We start from the raw sequence: 18,388 nt of genomic DNA, 5'->3' as shown, positions 1-18,388 counted from the left end.
CTTAGACTCCTGCGAGTTCCGTGACGGGCTGTTGCCGGCCTTGCGCGACCTGGCTCGTGCCAAGTTTGTAGCCCTCGGTCTTCGGCAGGACGTGGCGGCGCAGGTATTCCTGGTTGCTGGCCGTGACGCTGAGCCCGTCGCCACCGTAGTGCTCCGTGCAGAGGATGCCCTGGAAGCCGACCGAGAGAGCAAACTTGAATGCCTCGCGGTAGTTGATCAAGCCGCTTTCCATGGGTGCGGGCATGGTGATGTAGCTGTTGCGGGCCACATCTTCGTCGCGGATGTAATTCTTCATGTGCCAGTAGTTGGAGTACGGCAGGGTCTTGGCCACCATCTCGTGCCAGTCCTCGATGGGACGGTGCAGGCGGATCAGGTTACCGAGGTCCGGGTTGAGGCCGACGTTGTCCAGACCGATGTCCTGGACCAGCTGTACGGATGAATCAGCGGTGCCGAGGTAGGTGTCCTCGTACATTTCCAGGGAGATGAGGATGCCGGCTTCGGCTGCGTGCTTGCCAAGTTCACGAAGGCGGGAGACTGCGTTGCCCCACATTTCCTTGTCGCCTACCGGGTCCTTGTAACCCTCCACCGTCCAGAACCACAACTGCTTCTGCTGCTCCGGAGTGATGGCCTGGTGAAGTCCGAAGGAGACAACCTCGCATCCAAGCTCCGCCGCGGCGTCGATGGTGCGGTGGCTGTAGGCGAGGTTGTCGGCCCAGTCCGTCTGGTGGATGATGCTGCGGCGGATTGCGGAGATGACCGGAACCCCGATGCCCACTTCGTCAGCCGTCTGCTTGAACTCGGCCAGACGCTCCGTGCTGAGATCGCCCGGGCGGACCCAGCTGTCGGTGAGGTCCGCGTTTGCGAACCCAGCCTCCTTCACTTCCTGCAAGACTGCAGCCCAAACGGAAGCGTCGGCGTCGTTGATGTGCCGCCCCGCAGCGTCGATGCCCGGGAACTGCAGGAGGGCCGCGGTGATGGGCCAATTCTCGGCGGTATACGCCATGATGATCACTCCTTCGTGGAATCCTGTTTCCTATAGGATTTATGAACGAAGCAAAGCTGTCAACCCTTTTCGCGAAACTTCCTAGATCCTATATGTCTTACATATGTCTGTGAAGGGGCTCACTGATCGCACGAAAAAGGCCCGCCGCATTCGCGACGAGCCCTTACGGACTTGTGGGTTTTCAGTCTTCAGGCGCGTCAGCCATTGCCCGACCCCGTACCTTTTCCACGTGATTGATCATTGCTTCGGCCGCTTTCCCCGGGTCCCCAGTGGACATCGCGTCCAGCACGGCTTGGTGCTCGGCGATAGCCTGCTCCGCATCCGTGATGCCCACTCCCCCAAACAAGCGGAACCGCTGGATCTGACCGCCCAGCGTGTTGTAGGCGGCGAGGAGGAACTGGTTCCTGGCTTGCGCCGCGATCAACTGGTGGAAACGCTCGTCAGCCTCGAGGTAGCTGCGGTACTCAGCAAACGTGCCGCCCCGCGGTGCCGTCCTGAGATCCTCAACGGCCTGCTTCAGGGCGTCCAAGCCTTCCGACGTCATGCGCTCGCACGCGAGGCGGGCATTCACTGGCTCTATCGAAAGCCGTGCTTCCATGAGTTCGGCGAAGTCCTCCCGCGTGAACACGGGGGCTACGCGATACCCTTTCAACGCCACGCGGCGCACCATGCCTGTATGCTCCAACCGCGCCAGCGCTTCACGCACGGGGGTGGGAGAAACGTCCAGTTCCCGCGCCATTCCGTCGATGCTGACGGCTGCCCCGGGTTCGAGCCGACCATCCATGAGCCACTCGAGGAGGGCTTCATAAACGTGGTCGGCCAACACCTGGCGGCTGACGGGAAAGCCCGGGCGGGGAAGAGCCGGCGAAGGTTCAGACATGCCACAAATCCTATAGGAACGCGAGCACCAGCCGACCCCTCTTTCCCAACTAGGTCGCAGCAGCGCGCGTTTTGAGCGCTCAAAACGCGCTTAAGTGCGACCTAGTTGGGCGGGCACACGCTTAACGCACGACGCCGGCACTCGGGTGAGTGCCGGCGTCGCGGTCCTGCTGGGGTTCTGCGCGGTTAGTTGGCGTAGAGCGGGTAGTCCGTGTAACCCTTTGCACCCTCGCCATAGAACGTGGAGGCGTCCGGCTCGTTGAGCGGGAGGCTTTCACGCCAGCGGCGCGCGAGATCCGGGTTGGCAATGGCGGGGCGGCCAACCACAACGCCGTCCGCGAGGCCATCGGCCACCAATGCAACAGCTTCCTCGCGCGTGGTGATTTCACTGAAGCCAGTGTTCACCAGGAACGTGCCATTGAAGCGTTCGCGAAGATCCTGGACCAGGGCACCCTTGGGGTCGTGGTGCAGGATGCTGAGGTACGCAAGGTTGAGCGGCGCAATGGTCTCCACGAGGACTTCGTAGGTGGCGCGGACGTCCGCGGCATCCGTCTCGGCGATACCCTGCACGTTGTGTTCCGGGGAGATGCGGATGCCAACGCGGTTCGCGCCAAGTGCTTCAACCACCGCATTGACGGTCTCGATCACGAAGCGCGCACGGTTCTCCGGGGACCCACCGTAGCTGTCGGTACGGACATTCGAGTTGGGCGCAAGGAATTCATGCAGCAGGTAACCGTTGGCGGAGTGGAGTTCCACGCCGTCGAATCCTGCCTCAATCGCGTTCTTGGAGGCGGTGACAATATCCTGAATGACTCCCGGGAGCTCGTCCGTGTGGAGTTCGCGCGGCACCGGGTACGGCTGCTTGCCGCTGGGAGTGCGGACATCACCCTCGATGGCAACAGCACTCGGGCCCACGATTTCGTGGCCGCCCGTGATGTCCGCGTGCGAAACGCGGCCACCGTGCATGACCTGGGCGAAGATGCGCCCACCCTCAGAGTGGACGGCGTCAGTGACCGTCTTCCAGCCCGCGATCTGCGCTTCCGTCACCAGACCAGGCTGGCCTGGATACGACTGACCGGCCGGCGTCGGGTACGTTCCCTCGCTGACAATCAGCCCAAGGGAAGCGCGCTGCCGGTAGTGCTCGGCGATCAGTGAACCCGGAATGCCTTCCGCGCCGGCCCGCAGCCGGGTCAGGGGCGCCATCACCAGTCGGTTGGGAAGTTCGAGCTCACCAAGTGCCAAGGGGGAAAACAGCATGCGCAGTTCCTTTCAGAATGAATCAGGTTCACTCTTGGCAACTGTGCGGCGTCTGCAACTATTCCGGATGCGAGACAGATCACATGCTGTTTAGCCCCGGCCCCGCAGCCTCATGGCGTCGTCGAAGCATTCGCAAAGGGCCAGCACCGCAACCAGGTGCGCTTCTTCGGCATGCGGTGGGTCAGTGTCAATGCAGATCGCTTCGTTGACAGCCTGGGCAAGATCCTTGGACTCCTTGCCAGTCAATGCCCACACCCGCGCTCCGGCGGCTTTGGCAGCGGCAGCGGCCTCGCGGAGATCATCCGTGATTCCCTTCGCAGCAAGCAACACCACGATGTCGCCACGGCGAACCTGCCCTCGAATCTGGTCACTGATGCTTCCGCGGGCGCCGTCGTTGCCGCTCTTGCTGACAGATATGGCCTTGAAGGCAGAGCCATCCCTGGGGTCGTGGGCCGCCAACTCGGAGGTGAATCTCTGTGCTTCGTGCGCAGAGCCATCGCTGCCGGCTGCAAACACGCTGCCGCCACGAAGACGTACGCGGGCCAGTTCCTCCCCCCATTCAGCGAGCCGCGACGATTCACGGCGCAAGGCCGCTACCGCTGGGCCGATCTCGCCCAAATGGCCAAGAACAACGTCAACCGCATGCCTGTTCTGCCTTGAATCCGTCGGGCGCACCACTTGGCCCGGTCGCCTTACCACGATGCTCACTTCCTGCCTCCGTTTCACCGTAGGAACTTACACGTTCCTATCTCCGTCCCGCCTCGAACTGTCCCTCACGGAACCGTCCCGCACAGAATCGTCCCGGGTAGAGCCCTCCCGCGTAGCCCGCTCCCGCAAAGGCTCTTCCCTAACGGCGCTTTCCCGTGCCGAGCGATCCCGTGTAAGCCGTTGTTCGCTTGTATCCATGTCACGTGTATCCATGTCACGGTCACGTCCACGATCCGCGTCATTCTCCCGGTCGCGGCCAGTCCTGACATCGGGGTCCACTTTGTCGGCGTGGCGCAGGTGTTCCTGTACGCGCCCGCTGGCTTCTTCGGCCTTCTCCGCATGCCGGTCCGCTTCGCGCCGGAGCCGGTTGGCCTCGACTTCTGCCTGAACGGCTGCTGCCTCAGCTTGTGCCGACTGAGCCTTCGCTTGGTGTGCGCCGAGGGCTTCCTGGTCTGCCTTCTCGCGCAGTTCCCCTGCGCGACGGCGATTGAGTTCGGTCTTCTTCTTGCGTCCAACTACCACTGCAATGATCACAGCTGCGACTACGACGACGGCCAACACGATGATCAATACCAGTTGTCCTGTGTCCATGTGGATTGCCTCCCTCGTGAACGGCTTTGTTTGGGCGCCGCCCCTAGCCCATGCTGTGCTTAGTACCCAAAGCTGTACCCATCCAGTGTTCGTTCGAAACGCTTTCTGATCACGTGGACAGCTATCTCCTACCAGCTTAACACCAATTATCAGGTTACTTACTAAAGTGGGTGCGAAGGTGACTAGGCCGGTCAGCGGGGGACGCCGTCGTACTACTGCCCAACTACTGCCCAAAATAGGTGTTTTTAGCTACCCGTCGCCTCTGGATGCTCCCTGGCGCGCTTCTCCTCCGGCGTCTCGCCGCTATCGTCCGGGATGAACGTAGGGTCCACCTCCGTAGTAAAGTCACCCGTCCCGGGGGTGCTGTCCCCATGCTCGACGTCGTCAGGTACCGCCTGCTTTGAAGGTTCAGAAGGCGATTTGTCCCGTTCGCTCGATTCTTCGCTCATAGCCTCAATGTAGGCCGGGCTTCAAGGGCTGTCGAGGCTACCAAAGACCTTGTGCGCCGCTGCCAACTCTGCTTCGCTGGGAAGGTCTCCTGCAGCGCGGGACACACCTCCAGCCCCAAAGCAGGGAGAGCGATTGTGAAAGCAGTGACGTGGCAAGGAAGGCGCTCGCTGAGCGTTATTGATGTCCCCGATCCCACCATCCAGGAACCAACGGATGTCATTGTCCGAATAACATCGTCAGCCATTTGTGGCTCGGACCTGCACCTCTACGAAGTCCTCGGCCCCTACATGCACAAGGGCGACGTCATCGGCCACGAGCCCATGGGAATCGTGGAAGAAGTGGGCTCGGAGGTCCACCGGCTCCAGAAGGGCGACAGGGTGGTGGTGCCCTTCAATATCTCCTGCGGCCGGTGCTACATGTGCAACCAAGGCCTTCAGTCGCAGTGCGAAACCACGCAGGTCAAAGCCAAGGGTACAGGGGCTGCACTCTTTGGATACTCCGAACTCTACGGCTCCGTGCCGGGTGGCCAGGCACAATACCTGCGGGTGCCTTTCGGCGACTACGGGCCCATCAAAGTAGATTCAGACCTCCCCGACGAGCGCTACCTGTTCCTCTCGGACATCCTGCCCACCGCGTGGCAGGCCGTGGAATACGCCAACGTCCCCGAGGGAGGCACGTTGGCGGTGCTCGGACTCGGCCCTGTGGGCCAGTTCGCTTCCAGAATTGGCGTCCACAAGGGTTTCCGTGTCATTGGCGTGGATCCCGTTCCCGAGCGCCGGGCGATGGCGGAAGAACATGGCGTGGAGACCATGAACTACAGCCCGGATGTCGCCGCGGAGATCCGCGAGGAGACCCTCGGCCGGGGCCCGGACGCGGTGGTGGATGCAGTGGGCATGGAAGCCCACGGCTCCCCGGTGGCATCTTTCCTGCACCGGGCGGTTTCGTTGCTGCCTGACAAGCCGGCGCAGGTAGCCATGGAGACCATGAGCGTGGACCGCCTTGCCGCCCTCCACACGGCAGTGGATCTGGTGCGGCGCGGCGGTACCGTTTCGCTCAGCGGCGTTTACGGAGGCCAGGCGGATCCCATGCCGCTGATGACCATGTTCGACAAGCAAGTCCAACTCCGCATGGGGCAATGCAACGTGCGCAACTGGACTGACCAGCTGCTCCCCTTTGTAGAGGACGACGCCGATCCGCTGGGAGTCATGCATCTGGTCACCCACACGGGTGGTCTGGACGACGCACCTGACTTGTACGAGAAATTCCAGCAGAAGCAGGACGGCTGCATCAAGGTGGTGCTGAAGCCCTGATTTCCTGGAGGATCAGTTGGGCCATAGAGATGGGCGGAGGCGCCTTAGGCGAGGTGCTTTCCGCCGGTAACCCCAATAACCGAGCCGGAAATGTAGCTGGACTCCTCCGTCGCCAACAGGACATACGTCGCGGCAAGTTCAGCAGGCTGACCGGCCCGGCCGAGGGGCGTGTCCTGCCCGAACTTCACGATCTTCTCCTCGGGCTGGGTTGGTGGTTGCAAGGGGGTCCAAATGGGTCCGGGAGCTACGGCATTGACCCGGATCCCCTTGGATCCCAGGGATTCTGCCAACGAGAACGTCATGCTGTTGATGGCCGCCTTGGTGGCGGCGTAATCGATGAGCGAGGGACTCGGATGGTAACCCTGGATCGATGAGGTGTTGATGATCGAGGACCCCGGCTGCAAATGAGGCAAGGCCGCCTTGGTAAGCCAGAAGAGTGCATAGACGTTGCTCTTGAAGGTCCGGTCGAACTGTTCGCTGCTGAGATCTTCGATCCCCTGGCTGGTAGTCATCTGGAAACCCGCGTTGTTGACCAGAACGTTCAGCCCATCAAATTCTTCGATGGTTTGGGCGATGACTTCCTGACAGAATTCTTCGTCCCGCAGATCCCCCGGCAGCGCCAGGGCCCGGCTGCCGGCGGCCTCGATCAACTGGACGGTCAATTCGGCGTCCTGCTCCTCTTCCGGCAAATACGTGAACGCCACATCTGCCCCTTCACGGGCAAACGCAATGGCCACAGCTCTCCCAATCCCGCTGTCGCCGCCAGTAATCAAGGTCCGGAATCCCATCATCCGGTGATGGCCCACGTAGCTTTGCTCCCCGTGATCCGGTCGCGGGATCATTGCCTCGGTCCAGCCAGGGTAGTCCTGGGTTTGCGGCTCGAACTCCCCCGACGGATACATCGTCCGTGGGTCTGAGGCCTCTTCCGGGTCCTCCGCCGGGTTAAGGACGTGGTTTTCCAACGCCATCGCGATGTCCTCGTCGAGGTCGGTTGTTGACTGAACCTGCCCTGAGTCGTCGGTCTGCTCGGATTCCTCTGGCTGCCCTGGTTCCTCGCTCAGCCCGGTCTCTTCGTTCCGCTCATCCTGTGCCATGCCTAATTCTAAGCACCCTGACTTTTCGCCCGCAGCGCTAGCCAAGGTACCTATTTTTGGGCCGACAGCACCAGTGCGCCTGACTTATCCGTGGACAGGGCGAGGGAGGAGATGAAGCGGGGTTCGCCGTCGGGACTGTCCTGGCCTGAGCGGAGCATGTCCGGGCGTTCGAACTCAAGGCCGGTGACGTGGCAGAGGAGCTTCTCGTCGCTGGGGTTTCCGTCGGCGTCGAACATGGGCAGGTCGATTCCGTCATCGGTGCGGCGAAGGTAGTAGCGGCCACGCGTGGCCAAAGCCAGGACCGGGGGAAGTACCAAAGCAAGGACGACGGCGAAAATTGGCGAATACGGCTGCACTCCGGCACCGAAAGCCCCAAAGAAGACCGCGATGGACATCCCTGCCGAGACCAGCATGGAAACGAAGCCGACCGGATTGATGGGGTAGAGCATGCCCCGTCGAAACTCAGGAACCTTGGGCGAGATCTTCAAGAGGTACTTGTTGATGGCGATATCGGAGGCAACTGTGACCACCCAGGCCATGGCGCAGTTGGCGTAGAAGCCAAGGATCGTGTTGAGGAATTCGAACATGTTCGACTCCATGAGGACCAATGCGATCACCAGGTTGACCACAACGAACACCATGCGGCCCGGGTAGGTCTTGGTGATGCGGGTGAAGGAATTGGTCCAGGCAAGCGATCCGGAATAGGCGTTGGTGACGTTGATCTTGATCTGCGAGATAACCACCAACACAACTGCCAGGGACATCGCGAGCCAGGCCGGCATCATCTCCTGGTACACGCCCAGGAATTGGTGGACTGGTTCATTGGCGTGCACGGACGCGGCGGGATCCAACCTGGCGATCAGGTAAATGGCAATAAACATGCCTACAACCTGCTTGATGGCACCAAAAATAACCCAGCCGGGTCCGGCGAGGATTACGGCACGCCACCAAGCACCCTTGTTCTCCGCGGTCTTGGGTGGCATGAAGCGCAGGTAATCGATCTGCTCTGCGATCTGGGCCATCAACGAAAGGCAAACGCCGGCAGCCAGCATCACGGAGGCAAGATTGGTGCCGCCCTCGCCCGAGGCGCCGGTGTAGGCAAAGAAGGCGTCGATGCTTTCGGGGTGGGACAACAGCAGATAGCCGACGGGCACCACCATGAGCAGCAACCACAAGGGCGTGGTCCACACTTGCAAAGTAGCAAGGGTCTTCATCCCGTAGATCACCAGCGGAATGATGATGATGGTGGATACGGCATACCCAAGCCATTGCGGGACGCCGAGGCCCAATTGCAGGCCCTGGGCCATGATGGAGCCTTCGAGGGCAAAGAAGATAAAGGTGAAGGTCGCGAAAATGATGTTCGTGACCACTGAACCGTAGTAGCCAAAGCCTGACCCGCGAGTGATGAGGTCGAGGTCTATGTTGTAGCGGGCGGCGTAGTACGCCAGTGGAAAGCCCGTGGCGAAGATGATCACCGCGGCAACGATGATGCCGAAGATCGCATTCACGGTGCCGTAGGCGATGCCGATGTTTGCCCCGATCGAGAAGTCAGCCAGGTAGGCGATCCCGCCAAGGGCACTGGTCGCCACCACACCGGCGCTCCACTTCCGGTAGGAGCGCGGGGCGAACCGGAGCGTGTAGTCTTCCAGGCTCTCCTTCGCTGCGCTCATCGCATCGGCGTTCCCCGCCGTCGTAACTCTTTGGGTGTCTGTCAGAACGTCGCTCATCCGGGCTCACTTTCAAGATTCGTGGTCGGTGCTTCGTCAACGACGCTAGTCACGCAGCGGGTCAAATCAGTCACAACGATGTTTCACAGCTGTAACTTCTGCACCAGCCGACTGCGCCCACAAGCCATACGGGCAGTCCAAAATCCGCTACGCCACTTTGTGCGGACCCCACAAAATCGCGTGCCGCCCCCACGGATACCGTCAAGTCCATGACGACCCAAACAACTCATCGAACCCCGGCAGGCGCTGCCTACGCCATCCTGGACATCGCACGCGAGCAGGTCCTTGAGCGCGGTGAAGGCCTCAACGAAGCCCAGCTTGTGGAGATCCTCCAACTTTCTGACGAAGCGATTCCCGCTGCCATGCAGCTCGCCCACGAGGTCCGGCTGAAGCACTGCGGCGAGGACGTCGAGGTTGAAGGCATCATCTCCATCAAGACCGGAGGCTGCCCCGAAGATTGCCACTTCTGCAGCCAGTCCGGACTTTTCGATTCCCCGGTCCGTGGCGTGTGGCTGGATATCCCTGAACTGGTGAAGGCTGCCAAGGAAACAGCCGCCACCGGTGCCACCGAGTTCTGCATCGTTGCAGCTGTGCGTGGCCCCGACATCAAACTCATGAACCAGATCAAGTTCGCGATCGACCGCATCAACGAGGAAGTTGATATCAACATTGCGTGCTCCCTGGGTATGTTGACCCAGCGCCAGGTTGACCAGCTGGCCGAGTGGGGCGTCCACCGCTATAACCACAACCTCGAAACCGCGCGGAGCTACTTCCCCGAGGTCGTCACCACGCACAGCTACGAGGAACGGCTGGACACCTGCAACATGGTCAAAGCCGCCGGTATGGAACTGTGCTGCGGCGCCCTGATCGGCATGGGTGAAACCCTCGAGCAGCGGGCCGAACTCGCCGCCCAACTGGCCGCATTGGAACCGCACGAAGTTCCGCTGAACTTCCTGAATCCACGTCCGGGAACGCCGTTGGAAAACCAGGGCATCATGGACGGCAAGGACGCCCTCCGCGCCATCGCCGCCTTCCGGCTCGCCATGCCGCGCACAGTACTCCGCTACGCTGGCGGCCGCGAACTGACCCTGGGCGATCTCGGCACCCGCGAGGGACTGCTCGGCGGCATCAACGCCGTGATCGTGGGCAACTACCTAACCACCCTTGGGCGCCCCGCCACCGCCGACCTGAACCTCCTGGTGGAGCTCAACATGCCCATCAAGGAACTCCAGAAGACGCTATGACCGCGATAGGCGCCATGCAGGCGGAATACTGCGGGCACTGCGGCGGCACGGTTGCCGGCGCCCTTTTTGAGGACGTTGTTGAAGGCGCTGTTGAGGACGGCACCGTCATTGGGGGCGGTACCGTTCGCAAAGGCACCAACGGCGAGCGCCCGACGTCGCACCCCCACTCGACGTTGGACTCCCACCAAGGCTGCCAGCAACGGTTGGCGATGGAACCGCCCAGGTATTGCGCGCAGTGTCGCCGCAGGATGAAGGTCCAGGTGACGCCGTTGGGTTGGTCGGCGGAGTGCTCGCGCCACGGACGGGTGTCCCGATGAGTTCGCTGATCGAGCGGGACCGGGCGAGCCTGTGGCATCCTTACGCTCCGGCGTCCGGGACGCTGCCGCTTTGGGAAGTTGAAGCGGCCGACGGCGTGGCGCTGCGGCTTCGGGACGAGGACGGCCGAACGCATGAGGTGCTGGATGCGATGTCGTCGTGGTGGTCGGTGATCCATGGGTACCGCCATCCTGTGCTGGATGCCGCGGTTCAGCGCCAGCTGGGGTCCTTCAGCCATGTGATGTTCGGTGGACTGACGCATCAACCTGCCGTGGATCTTGCCGAGACCCTGCTGTCTCTTGCACCGCAGGAACAGGGCCGCCAGCTGGAACGGGTGTTCCTGGCAGATTCCGGCTCCGTTTCAGTGGAGGTGGCCCTAAAGCTGGCCGTGCAGTTCCAGACTGCCTCCGGGCGTCCACAACGGCAGCGCTTCCTGACGGTCCGCGGTGGCTATCACGGCGACACGTTTGCCGCGATGGGCGTTTGTGATCCCGTTGACGGCATGCACTCCGCGTTCCCTGGTTTGCTGGCGGGTAATGTGTTCGCGCCGCGTCCTCCAGCCGCAGCGACGGCCACCCCAGCAGCTATCGGTGAGTGGCGGACATCAGTCGAGACGCTGGCCCGTGAGCATTCCAATGAGCTCGCAGCGATCATTGTGGAACCTGTCCTGCAGGGTGCTGGCGGGATGTTCATCTACCCGCCGGAGTGTGTGCGGATCCTCCGCGAGGTTGCCGATGCGCACGGCTTGCTGCTCATCCTGGACGAGATCGCCACGGGCTTTGGGCGAACAGGCGAGTTGTTCGCTGCGAACCATGCCGGCGTCGTCCCGGACATCCTGTGTGTCGGCAAGGCGCTCACGGGTGGGTACATGACGCTGGCCGCAACGTTGTGCACGGGTGAGGTTGCCCGGGTGGTATCCAGCGGTGATGCTGGTGCCCTACTTCACGGCCCCACGTTCATGGGCAACCCGCTCGCCTGTGCCGTGGCCAACGCGAGCCTCGGGCTGCTGCGGGACGGCGACTGGCGCGCAGACGTTGACCGCGTAGGCGCAGGGCTCGCGGAGGGCTTGACCACGGCGTTGGAGCTCGACGGCGTGAGGGACGTCCGCATTATCGGCGCGGTGGGCGTCATTGAGTTGGCGGACGCGGTGGACGTCGCTGCAGTGACCCGGGCTGCGATCGAGCGGGGAGTGTGGATCCGTCCTTTCCGTAATCTCGTCTATACGATGCCGCCATACATCAGCTCAACCTCCCAGATCAGGACCATCACTGCTGGCATGGTGGCGGCAGTCTCCGCGGCCGCAGACAGGCTGGAGGCCAGAGTATGAGCCTCTCCATGACCGCTTGGCTGGAGCAACAGGCAGAGGTCCGCGAGCGCCGCGGGCTGGTGCGGACGCCGACAGTGCGTGGTCCGCAGGGCGCCCGCGGCAAAGAAAGCGCCTCGGACAGAGAAGGCGCCCCCGATCGTAAAGCCGGACACCGCGGGATGATCGACCTCGCCAGCAACGACTACCTGGGCCTCTCCACGGACCCGCGCCTGGCTGAGGCTGCCACGGACGCGATCAGGCGCTGGGGCACTGGCGCTGCATCATCCCGCTTGGTCACCGGCACCACCGAGCTGCATCTTGAGTTGGAGCACCACCTTGCCCTGTTCACGGGAGCGGAGGCTGCGTTGGTCTTCTCCTCGGGCTACCTCGCCAATCTGGGTGTCACCACGGCTTTGGGTGGTCCCGGAACGTTGATTGTGGCAGACGAGTACTGCCATGCCTCGTTGATCGACGGTTTTAGGCTGAGCCGCTCGGAAGTGCGGAAATTCAAGCACAACGACGCTGCGGACGCGGCACGCCTCCTAGAGGGGCGGACACAGCCGCGGGCCCTTGTTGTTGTTGAGTCCATCTACAGCGTCGGCGGGGACGCTGCTCCACTACGGGAATTATTCAACCTCGCCCAGGAACACGACGCCGTGCTGCTGATCGATGAGGCCCACAGCCTGGGCGTTGCCGGCGTTGGTCCCTTTCAAGGGCGCGGCGCGGTGGCCGGCACCAGCCTGGCCGACCATCCGGGTGTTGTCCGCACTGCCACCCTGTCCAAAGCCTTGGGCAGCCAAGGCGGGGCGGTGCTTGGTTCCAGCCTCCTGCGGGAGCACTTGGTGAACCGCTCGCGTAGCTTCATTTTCGACACCGCGTTGGCCCCGCCGGCAGCGGCGGCTGCCATGGCCGCCGTCGGAATCATCCAGCGGGAACCTTGGCGCGCCGCGGCCGTCCATCACAACGCAGCCGCCCTCGCCGCCCAACTGCAACCCACGCTGGGACGCCCAGCCGCCGTCGAACGTTCAGCCGGAGCAGTTCAATCCATCCCCATGCCTTCAGCGGAGGCTGCCTTGGCTGCGAGCCAGGCCGCGTACGCTGTCGGCGTCCAGGTGGGGTGTTTCCGCCCACCTTCGGTGCCCGACGGCGTCTCCCGCCTGCGGCTCACAGCCCGGGCCAACCTCACCCCCACCGACCTCGACCATGCCTGCACAGTGCTGCGCGACATCCTGGAGCGAACCCCATGAAACTTCCCCGCATCATCCTGGTGACCGGTACCGATACCGGCGTCGGGAAGACCATCACAACGGCGGCGCTCGCCACAGCGCTTCAGCAACGCGGCTGCTCGGTGGCGGTCTACAAGCCCTGCCAAAGCGGCAACGTAGACGGCGATTCGGACTGCGCGGAAGTGGTGCGGCTTGCCGGCCCACTCACTGCCGAGGCCGGCATTGTGCTGGAACAGCCGCTGGCCCCCGTCCCCGCTGCTGCCTGCGACGAGGTGGTGCTGCCGCAGCTTGCTTCGCATGCCCAGCGAATCCGCGCACTGGCCAACACCCATGACCATGTACTTGTGGAAGGTGCCGGCGGGGTGCTGGTTGAGTTGGACCACGACGGCGGGACGCTGGCGGACCTCGGAAGCCTCCTGGGCGACTCGGCTGGTTTCGCCGTGGTGGCGCGGCCGTCGCTGGGCACCTTGAACCACACGGCGCTGACGCTCGAAGCCCTCGATCGGAGGGGCCTGCCGGTGGTGGGTGTTGTGCTTGGCAGCTGGCCTGCGGTCCCAGGTGCAGTGGAGCGAAGCAACCGTGCCACCATCTCCGGCTGGCCCGTTCCGCTGTTGGGGGCCATCCGGCACGAAGCCGCCGCACTGGCCCCTGAAGCGTTCCGCGAACAGGCAGCCTCCTGGCTTGAGGGGGTGCCGGCATGAGCACCGTCACCACATGCCCCTACAAGGTGCTGCGCGATCCTGATTCCGTCCGCGAGGTCCTTCACCGGCCTGACGACTTCAGCCCTGCCAACGCACTTTTGGCCGTGACGCCCCTGAGCGGCCAGGCCCTCCGCATCCTGCAAAAGGCACGCTTCGCCCTTCCACCAGTCCTGGCCAGCAACCACTCCCCCTCACACGCAGCTATCCGCAAGGTGGTGGCGGGCTTCTTCACTCCCGCCAAAGTTGCGGCCATGGAACCGCGCATCCGGCAGCTCTCCCGGGAGTCAGCCACGGCCGCAGCCCAACTCCTCCGCTCCGTGGGAAATGTTGATTTGGTGCAGGCAGTGGCCGCGTATCCGCCGGCAGTCATCATGCTGGAGATGCTGGGCCTCCCCGTCCGCGACCTTCCTCAATTGAAGGCGTGGAGCCTGGACTCCCTCGAGCTGTTCTGGGGATGGCCGGATCCCGCACGGCAGCTCGAGCTGGCCCACACCGCGGCGGACTTCTACACCTGGCTGCGCGAACTGGTCCTTGAATCGGTGGAGGCACCTTTGGTTCCGGGCACAACAAACCTCTTCAGGGCACTCGCAGACCACGGGCTCAGCACGCCGGAGATCTGTTCCTTGGGCTACTTCCTGCTCATCGCGGGCCAGGAGACCACCACGCAGCTCATCAGCACCACGCTCTTCCGGCTGGCCGAGGGCTCGCGGGGAATCTCCTGGGACGAGGCCTCCTCCAGCGCCAAAGCCCGCGAGATTGTTCGGCATGTGCTGGCCACCGAGTCTTCCGTGCCTACCTGGCGGCGGGTGGCTGCCCGCGATACCGAACTTAATGGCGAGCACATCCCTGCGGGGGAGGAAATCCTGGTGGAGCTGACCGGGAACCACGGCTTTCCGTGGGCAGCCGGGGTTGACACTGCGGAATCTGCCGGAGAAAGCACAGACCATCCGGGACCCACACCCTACGGCCTGGCCTTCGGCTCAGGAATCCATCGCTGCCTTGGTGCCAAACTCGCTGAGCTGGAGACCGTCGTCGTGGTTCAGGAAACCACCGCGGCACTAAAGGGGGTCCGGCTCGGGAACCCCAACCCTGAGTGGCTGCGGCTACTCTCCTTTCAGGCTCCGCGGACCGTCAGAGTTGCCCTCCCCTAGCCAGCTTGGGTGGGTAGGCTGGACTGTATGGGCGAGAGCCGTGACTTGCTGACGCCGGAGCAGCGTAGCCGAAACATGTCCAGGATCAGGGGCAAAAACACCAAGCCCGAGCTGCTGGTCCGGAAACTACTGCATGCCAAGGGGTACCGCTACCGGCTGCATGGGCAAGCCGGTGGGACCAAGCTGCCGGGCCGGCCTGATTTGGTGTTCTCCGGCCGTCGCAAAGTCATTTTCGTCAACGGCTGCTTCTGGCACTTTCATGATTGCAAGGTCGGCCTGCACTCCCCCACTGCCAATGCGGCCTTCTGGGAGGCCAAGCGCACGCGGACCCGTGAACGCGATCTGGCACAGAGGGAACAGCTGCACGCTGCCGGTTGGGACGTTCTGACTGTGTGGGAATGCGAATTGCGGGACAGCTCAGTCCTCGAAGAACGGCTGACGGCGTTCTTGGAGGGGCCGTTGGAGGGCAGGTCGCCCTATGGCGCCTTCGACCCAGCCCCGGCGGACCCAGTGGAGTCGGAGTGACCGGTGCTGGCGTGGGAACCTTGCTCCCACAGCGCATACGCTGACGTTCCACCAATGCCCAGCAGCACCGTCAGGCACAACACGATGATGACCACGAGGCCCGCCGAGGGTCGAACACCACCGTTCATGCTGATTTCCATTCCTTTACCCACGCCTTGCTCCCCCGGTTCGGCGATTATTCCATTTCCTTTACTTACTTTCAGGGACTTCGATCAAGACCCCCTCTGAGTCCGCTCAAGATTGGATCAAGCTTTCGCTTTCCGGCGTTGCGATACTTCCCCCGGACCTACATTTGAATCGTGCATCTATTGTTCGGAGGCGGGAGGGGTTTGGTGTCTGAGTATGACGAGTGCACAGACTCACTGGTGGATCCCGCCGTCCTTATCCAGCTTCAGGCAGAACTTGGCGGAGACCGAACCGTCGTTGGCGCTTTCGTCCGCACCTACGTGGAACTCCTGCCATGGCGGGTTGCCCGCCTGCATCACGCGCTGAATAACCTGGACATCGAAGATGCCATGGACGCTGTACTGAGCCTGAAGACCTCAAGCGAGATGGTGGGCGCCATCTGCATGCGCCGCTTGGCCGCGGAATTGGAGATCAGCATCAGGCTCCTCCCCAACGCCAGCCACCTTCAGGAGTTGAGACCGCAAGTGGAGCTGATCGAGGCTTTCGTCTTCGGCACGATCTGCGAGCTCCAACCCCCACTTCCGTAAAGATCTTCACGAAAATAAAGAAAACCATTGACTCGCTAAAAATCTTCACTATAGTTGTGTGAGTTAGCTCACCAACGAAGGATGCGGCAATGACTACCGAGACTCCTGCACCGGCAGCCACAAGCGAACTGCTGGCAACTGTGGGGAACAAGGTGCGCACCATGCGCAAGGCAAAGGGCATGACCCTCGCCCAACTCTCGGACATCACCGGCCTCAGCCAGGCGATCGTCAGCCAAATCGAACGCGGAATGGCGAACCCTTCCTTCACCACCCTTGCCCAATTGGCCCACGGCCTGGACATCCCCGTAGGGAGATTCTTCATTGGCCAGGACCACTCCACCTCACCCGTGGTCCGCCGATCCGAACGACGCAACCTTAAGAACGTCACCCGCGAATCCGTGGGCGAAGCCGTACACGAACTGCTGACTCCCAACCGCGACGGAAGCATCGAAGCGCAGTGGATCAGTACGCCCCCAGGGCACGACACCAGCGCAACCCCTTTTACGCACAGCGGTGAAGAGTTCTGCTACATCATTTCCGGCCGTAAGGACGTCTATCTGGATGGCGTCTGCTACAGCCTCGAAGAGGGCGACTCGATCACCTACTCCTCAGAGATCCCCCACTGGTACAAGAACAGCTACGAAGAGGTATGCGTAGCCATCTGGGTCAACGCACCACACGCGTGGTAACACTGCTGCCCCTCAACGGCGCCAGCGTTTTCCCTTAACTGTCCGGACACGAACCGTGGCCGCTGACAATCCTTGCCACTTTCGCACAATGCGCCTCCTCCAACAGGCGTTCCTGCGTCATACCCTCCCACGCCCTCCGGGGCGTCAGCGTAAGGACACTTCCATGCTCAACACCCAAACGACGGACAGCGCCGTCCCGTCACCAAGCACTAGCCACTCCTCCCCCGCAAAGAACGCAAAGTTCACTCCCCAGGTCCGCAAAGGACTGTTGGGCCTGGGCCTCGGCAACGCCCTTGAATGGTACGACTGGATGGTCTTCGGCCTCCTGTCAGCCTTCATCGGACCGAACTTCTTTCCCAACACCGAGCCACTCTCCGCCACCTTGAACGCACTGGCCGTGTTCGCCGTCGGGTTCGCCTTCCGCCCCCTTGGCGGCATACTGCTGGGGACGCTCGCAGACCGGATCGGCCGGCGTCGGGTCATGCTCTTGTCCATCATGCTCATGGCCGGCACCACGCTGATCATTGCCATCACGCCGAACTACGCCACCATCGGAGCCTGGGCCGGCATAATCCTGCTGGTGTGCCGCGTCCTGCAGGGTATCGCCACAGGAATCGAAGCCCCACTCTCCACCTCCCACGCTGTCGAACTCGCACCGGAAGGCCGCGAAGGCTACGTGGCCGGCATCATGTCCTTCTACGTGAACATCGGCATCCTGTTGGCCTCGCTGGTGAGCTTCCTCTGCAGCCTTGTCCTCGGCGGTGCAGCAATGGCCGATTGGGGCTGGCGCGTACCGTTCATCATCGGCGCCGCCTTCGGTTTTGTGGTTCTCTACCTCCGCCGCTCCCTGCCGGAAACCCTCAAGGCCGAGGAAATGGCCACGAACACGCCGCGTGCCGTGTGGTCCGGAGTCCGTAAGCACTGGCTTTCCGTCCTTGCCATCATCTTCGTGGTGGGTGCAGCACAGGCCTACAACTACGCCTGGAACGTTGGCCTTCCCACCGCAGCCCGTAGCGGTTTCAAGGAAGATCCCACCGCGGTCTTCGCCCTCACCACCATCCTGGCCGTCATCCTCGTAGTGGGCAGTTGGGTCATCGGCAAGCTGGCCGACGGCAAAGCAATGTCCCGCTGGTTCCTGGTGACCCGCATCCTCGCCATCCCGTCCGTGTTCCTCATGCTGATGTACGTCCAACCGGGCATTGGCGGATTCGCGGCAGTCCTCCTGGGTGGCTCGATCGTCCTGGTCCTGAACATGACCCTTTACAACGTGGTCAGCTCCTCCCTGATGCCCAAGAACATCCGCGGTACCGGCGTCGCCTTGGGCTATGGCATTGGTGTGGCTCTCTTCGGCGGCACCGCGTCCTACCTTCTGGTCTGGTTCCAATCCCTGAACCTCACCTGGGTCTTCCCGGTCTACGTGGCCGTCCTGTCCATCCTCAGCATCGTTTTCTACCTCGCCGCACGCCGCTCCAACGGCATCTTCGTCGGAAAGTAAGGAC

19 protein-coding genes are annotated in these 18,388 nt (G+C 62.5%); 11 read left to right on the top strand and 8 right to left on the bottom strand.

Going from position 1 to position 18,388, the window contains the following annotated elements; genetic code table 11:
* Position 1: 1 nt before the first annotated feature.
* The 6 genes from KSW38_RS17215 to KSW38_RS17190 all read right to left on the bottom strand — a co-directional run bounded on the left by KSW38_RS17215 (position 2) and on the right by KSW38_RS17190 (position 4,887).
* Positions 2-1,003 (bottom strand): sugar phosphate isomerase/epimerase family protein, encoded by a 1,002-nt coding sequence (locus KSW38_RS17215; RefSeq protein WP_216926139.1) that lies wholly within the window; start codon positions 1,001-1,003, stop codon positions 2-4.
* A 181-nt stretch (positions 1,004-1,184) separates the two neighbouring features.
* A complete protein-coding gene (locus KSW38_RS17210; RefSeq protein WP_216926138.1) occupies positions 1,185-1,883 on the bottom strand; it encodes a GntR family transcriptional regulator in 699 nt (232 codons plus the stop codon).
* A 185-nt stretch (positions 1,884-2,068) separates the two neighbouring features.
* Entirely contained in the window at positions 2,069-3,139 is a 1,071-nt protein-coding gene (locus KSW38_RS17205) for an alkene reductase (RefSeq protein WP_216926137.1), read from the bottom strand.
* A gap of 90 nt (positions 3,140-3,229) precedes the next feature.
* The gene (locus KSW38_RS17200) at positions 3,230-3,847 is read right to left on the bottom strand and encodes an SIS domain-containing protein (RefSeq protein ID WP_308169418.1); all 618 of its coding nucleotides are present in this window, start codon (positions 3,845-3,847) and stop codon (positions 3,230-3,232) included.
* Positions 3,848-3,874: 27 nt separating this feature from the next.
* The gene (locus KSW38_RS17195) at positions 3,875-4,438 is read right to left on the bottom strand and encodes a hypothetical protein (RefSeq protein ID WP_216926136.1); all 564 of its coding nucleotides are present in this window, start codon (positions 4,436-4,438) and stop codon (positions 3,875-3,877) included.
* Positions 4,439-4,683: 245 nt separating this feature from the next.
* Positions 4,684-4,887, bottom strand: a complete 204-nt coding sequence (locus tag KSW38_RS17190) for a hypothetical protein (RefSeq protein ID WP_216926135.1) — start codon at positions 4,885-4,887, stop codon at positions 4,684-4,686.
* Between the two features lie 135 nt (positions 4,888-5,022).
* Between KSW38_RS17190 and KSW38_RS17185 the strand changes: the two genes are divergently transcribed.
* On the top strand, positions 5,023-6,198 hold the full coding sequence (locus tag KSW38_RS17185; RefSeq protein WP_216926134.1) for a zinc-dependent alcohol dehydrogenase: 1,176 nt from the start codon (positions 5,023-5,025) through the stop codon (positions 6,196-6,198).
* Between the two features lie 44 nt (positions 6,199-6,242).
* On the opposite strand, the gene KSW38_RS17180 is transcribed toward KSW38_RS17185, so the two are convergent.
* Both KSW38_RS17180 and KSW38_RS17175 read right to left on the bottom strand, forming a co-directional pair.
* Positions 6,243-7,166 carry an SDR family oxidoreductase gene (locus tag KSW38_RS17180; RefSeq protein WP_216926182.1) on the bottom strand — a complete coding sequence of 308 codons (924 nt, stop codon included), beginning with the start codon at positions 7,164-7,166 and terminating at the stop codon, positions 6,243-6,245.
* A 176-nt stretch (positions 7,167-7,342) separates the two neighbouring features.
* Positions 7,343-9,019, bottom strand: coding sequence for a purine-cytosine permease family protein (locus tag KSW38_RS17175; protein WP_216926133.1), 1,677 nt, complete (start codon positions 9,017-9,019; stop codon positions 7,343-7,345).
* Positions 9,020-9,228: 209 nt separating this feature from the next.
* On the opposite strand from KSW38_RS17175, the gene bioB reads away from it, so the two are divergent.
* The 10 genes from bioB to KSW38_RS17125 all read left to right on the top strand — a co-directional run bounded on the left by bioB (position 9,229) and on the right by KSW38_RS17125 (position 18,384).
* Positions 9,229-10,263 (top strand): biotin synthase BioB, encoded by a 1,035-nt coding sequence (gene bioB, locus KSW38_RS17170; RefSeq protein WP_216926132.1) that lies wholly within the window; start codon positions 9,229-9,231, stop codon positions 10,261-10,263.
* Entirely contained in the window at positions 10,260-10,580 is a 321-nt protein-coding gene (gene bsaP, locus KSW38_RS17165; RefSeq protein ID WP_216926185.1) for a biotin synthase auxiliary protein BsaP, read from the top strand. Before bioB ends, bsaP begins: the two co-directional genes overlap by 4 nt.
* The gene (bioA, locus tag KSW38_RS17160) at positions 10,577-11,905 is read left to right on the top strand and encodes an adenosylmethionine--8-amino-7-oxononanoate transaminase (protein WP_216926131.1); all 1,329 of its coding nucleotides are present in this window, start codon (positions 10,577-10,579) and stop codon (positions 11,903-11,905) included. The genes bsaP and bioA overlap by 4 nt, the downstream gene beginning before the upstream one ends.
* An 8-nt stretch (positions 11,906-11,913) precedes the next feature.
* The gene (locus tag KSW38_RS17155) at positions 11,914-13,131 is read left to right on the top strand and encodes an 8-amino-7-oxononanoate synthase (protein ID WP_216926130.1); all 1,218 of its coding nucleotides are present in this window, start codon (positions 11,914-11,916) and stop codon (positions 13,129-13,131) included.
* A complete protein-coding gene (bioD, locus tag KSW38_RS17150) occupies positions 13,128-13,811 on the top strand; it encodes a dethiobiotin synthase (RefSeq protein WP_216926129.1) in 684 nt (227 codons plus the stop codon). The genes KSW38_RS17155 and bioD overlap by 4 nt, the downstream gene beginning before the upstream one ends.
* Complete coding sequence (locus KSW38_RS17145) at positions 13,808-14,962, top strand: cytochrome P450 (RefSeq protein WP_216926128.1); 1,155 nt, start codon at positions 13,808-13,810, stop codon at positions 14,960-14,962. Before bioD ends, KSW38_RS17145 begins: the two co-directional genes overlap by 4 nt.
* A gap of 27 nt (positions 14,963-14,989) precedes the next feature.
* Positions 14,990-15,487 (top strand): very short patch repair endonuclease, encoded by a 498-nt coding sequence (locus KSW38_RS17140; protein WP_216926127.1) that lies wholly within the window; start codon positions 14,990-14,992, stop codon positions 15,485-15,487.
* A 332-nt stretch (positions 15,488-15,819) separates the two neighbouring features.
* On the top strand, positions 15,820-16,200 hold the full coding sequence (locus KSW38_RS17135; protein WP_216926126.1) for an Hpt domain-containing protein: 381 nt from the start codon (positions 15,820-15,822) through the stop codon (positions 16,198-16,200).
* Between the two features lie 89 nt (positions 16,201-16,289).
* On the top strand, positions 16,290-16,889 hold the full coding sequence (locus KSW38_RS17130; RefSeq protein WP_216926125.1) for a helix-turn-helix domain-containing protein: 600 nt from the start codon (positions 16,290-16,292) through the stop codon (positions 16,887-16,889).
* A 163-nt stretch (positions 16,890-17,052) separates the two neighbouring features.
* On the top strand, positions 17,053-18,384 hold the full coding sequence (locus KSW38_RS17125) for an MFS transporter (RefSeq protein ID WP_216926124.1): 1,332 nt from the start codon (positions 17,053-17,055) through the stop codon (positions 18,382-18,384).
* Positions 18,385-18,388: the final 4 nt, after the last annotated feature.

The sequence above is a fragment of the Paenarthrobacter aromaticivorans genome (assembly GCF_019038615.1).
GTDB classification, from domain to species: domain Bacteria; phylum Actinomycetota; class Actinomycetes; order Actinomycetales; family Micrococcaceae; genus Arthrobacter; species Arthrobacter aromaticivorans.
The sequence above is the reverse complement of the archived record's forward strand: the minus strand, read 5'-3'. Positions and strand labels throughout refer to the sequence as shown.

Coding starts and splice junctions, on each gene's coding strand:
- KSW38_RS17215 (WP_216926139.1), bottom strand. CDS start 1,003: ATGGCGTATACCGCCGAGAATTGGCCCATCACCGCGGCCCTCCTGCAG.
- KSW38_RS17210 (WP_216926138.1), bottom strand. CDS start 1,883: ATGTCTGAACCTTCGCCGGCTCTTCCCCGCCCGGGCTTTCCCGTCAGC.
- KSW38_RS17205 (WP_216926137.1), bottom strand. CDS start 3,139: ATGCTGTTTTCCCCCTTGGCACTTGGTGAGCTCGAACTTCCCAACCGA.
- KSW38_RS17195 (WP_216926136.1), bottom strand. CDS start 4,438: ATGGACACAGGACAACTGGTATTGATCATCGTGTTGGCCGTCGTCGTA.
- KSW38_RS17190 (WP_216926135.1), bottom strand. CDS start 4,887: ATGAGCGAAGAATCGAGCGAACGGGACAAATCGCCTTCTGAACCTTCA.
- KSW38_RS17180 (WP_216926182.1), bottom strand. CDS start 7,166: ATGGCGTTGGAAAACCACGTCCTTAACCCGGCGGAGGACCCGGAAGAG.
- KSW38_RS17175 (WP_216926133.1), bottom strand. CDS start 9,019: ATGAGCGACGTTCTGACAGACACCCAAAGAGTTACGACGGCGGGGAAC.
- bioB (WP_216926132.1), top strand. CDS start 9,229: ATGACGACCCAAACAACTCATCGAACCCCGGCAGGCGCTGCCTACGCC.
- bsaP (WP_216926185.1), top strand. CDS start 10,260: ATGACCGCGATAGGCGCCATGCAGGCGGAATACTGCGGGCACTGCGGC.
- bioA (WP_216926131.1), top strand. CDS start 10,577: ATGAGTTCGCTGATCGAGCGGGACCGGGCGAGCCTGTGGCATCCTTAC.
- KSW38_RS17155 (WP_216926130.1), top strand. CDS start 11,914: ATGACCGCTTGGCTGGAGCAACAGGCAGAGGTCCGCGAGCGCCGCGGG.
- bioD (WP_216926129.1), top strand. CDS start 13,128: ATGAAACTTCCCCGCATCATCCTGGTGACCGGTACCGATACCGGCGTC.
- KSW38_RS17145 (WP_216926128.1), top strand. CDS start 13,808: ATGAGCACCGTCACCACATGCCCCTACAAGGTGCTGCGCGATCCTGAT.
- KSW38_RS17140 (WP_216926127.1), top strand. CDS start 14,990: ATGGGCGAGAGCCGTGACTTGCTGACGCCGGAGCAGCGTAGCCGAAAC.
- KSW38_RS17130 (WP_216926125.1), top strand. CDS start 16,290: ATGACTACCGAGACTCCTGCACCGGCAGCCACAAGCGAACTGCTGGCA.
- KSW38_RS17125 (WP_216926124.1), top strand. CDS start 17,053: ATGCTCAACACCCAAACGACGGACAGCGCCGTCCCGTCACCAAGCACT.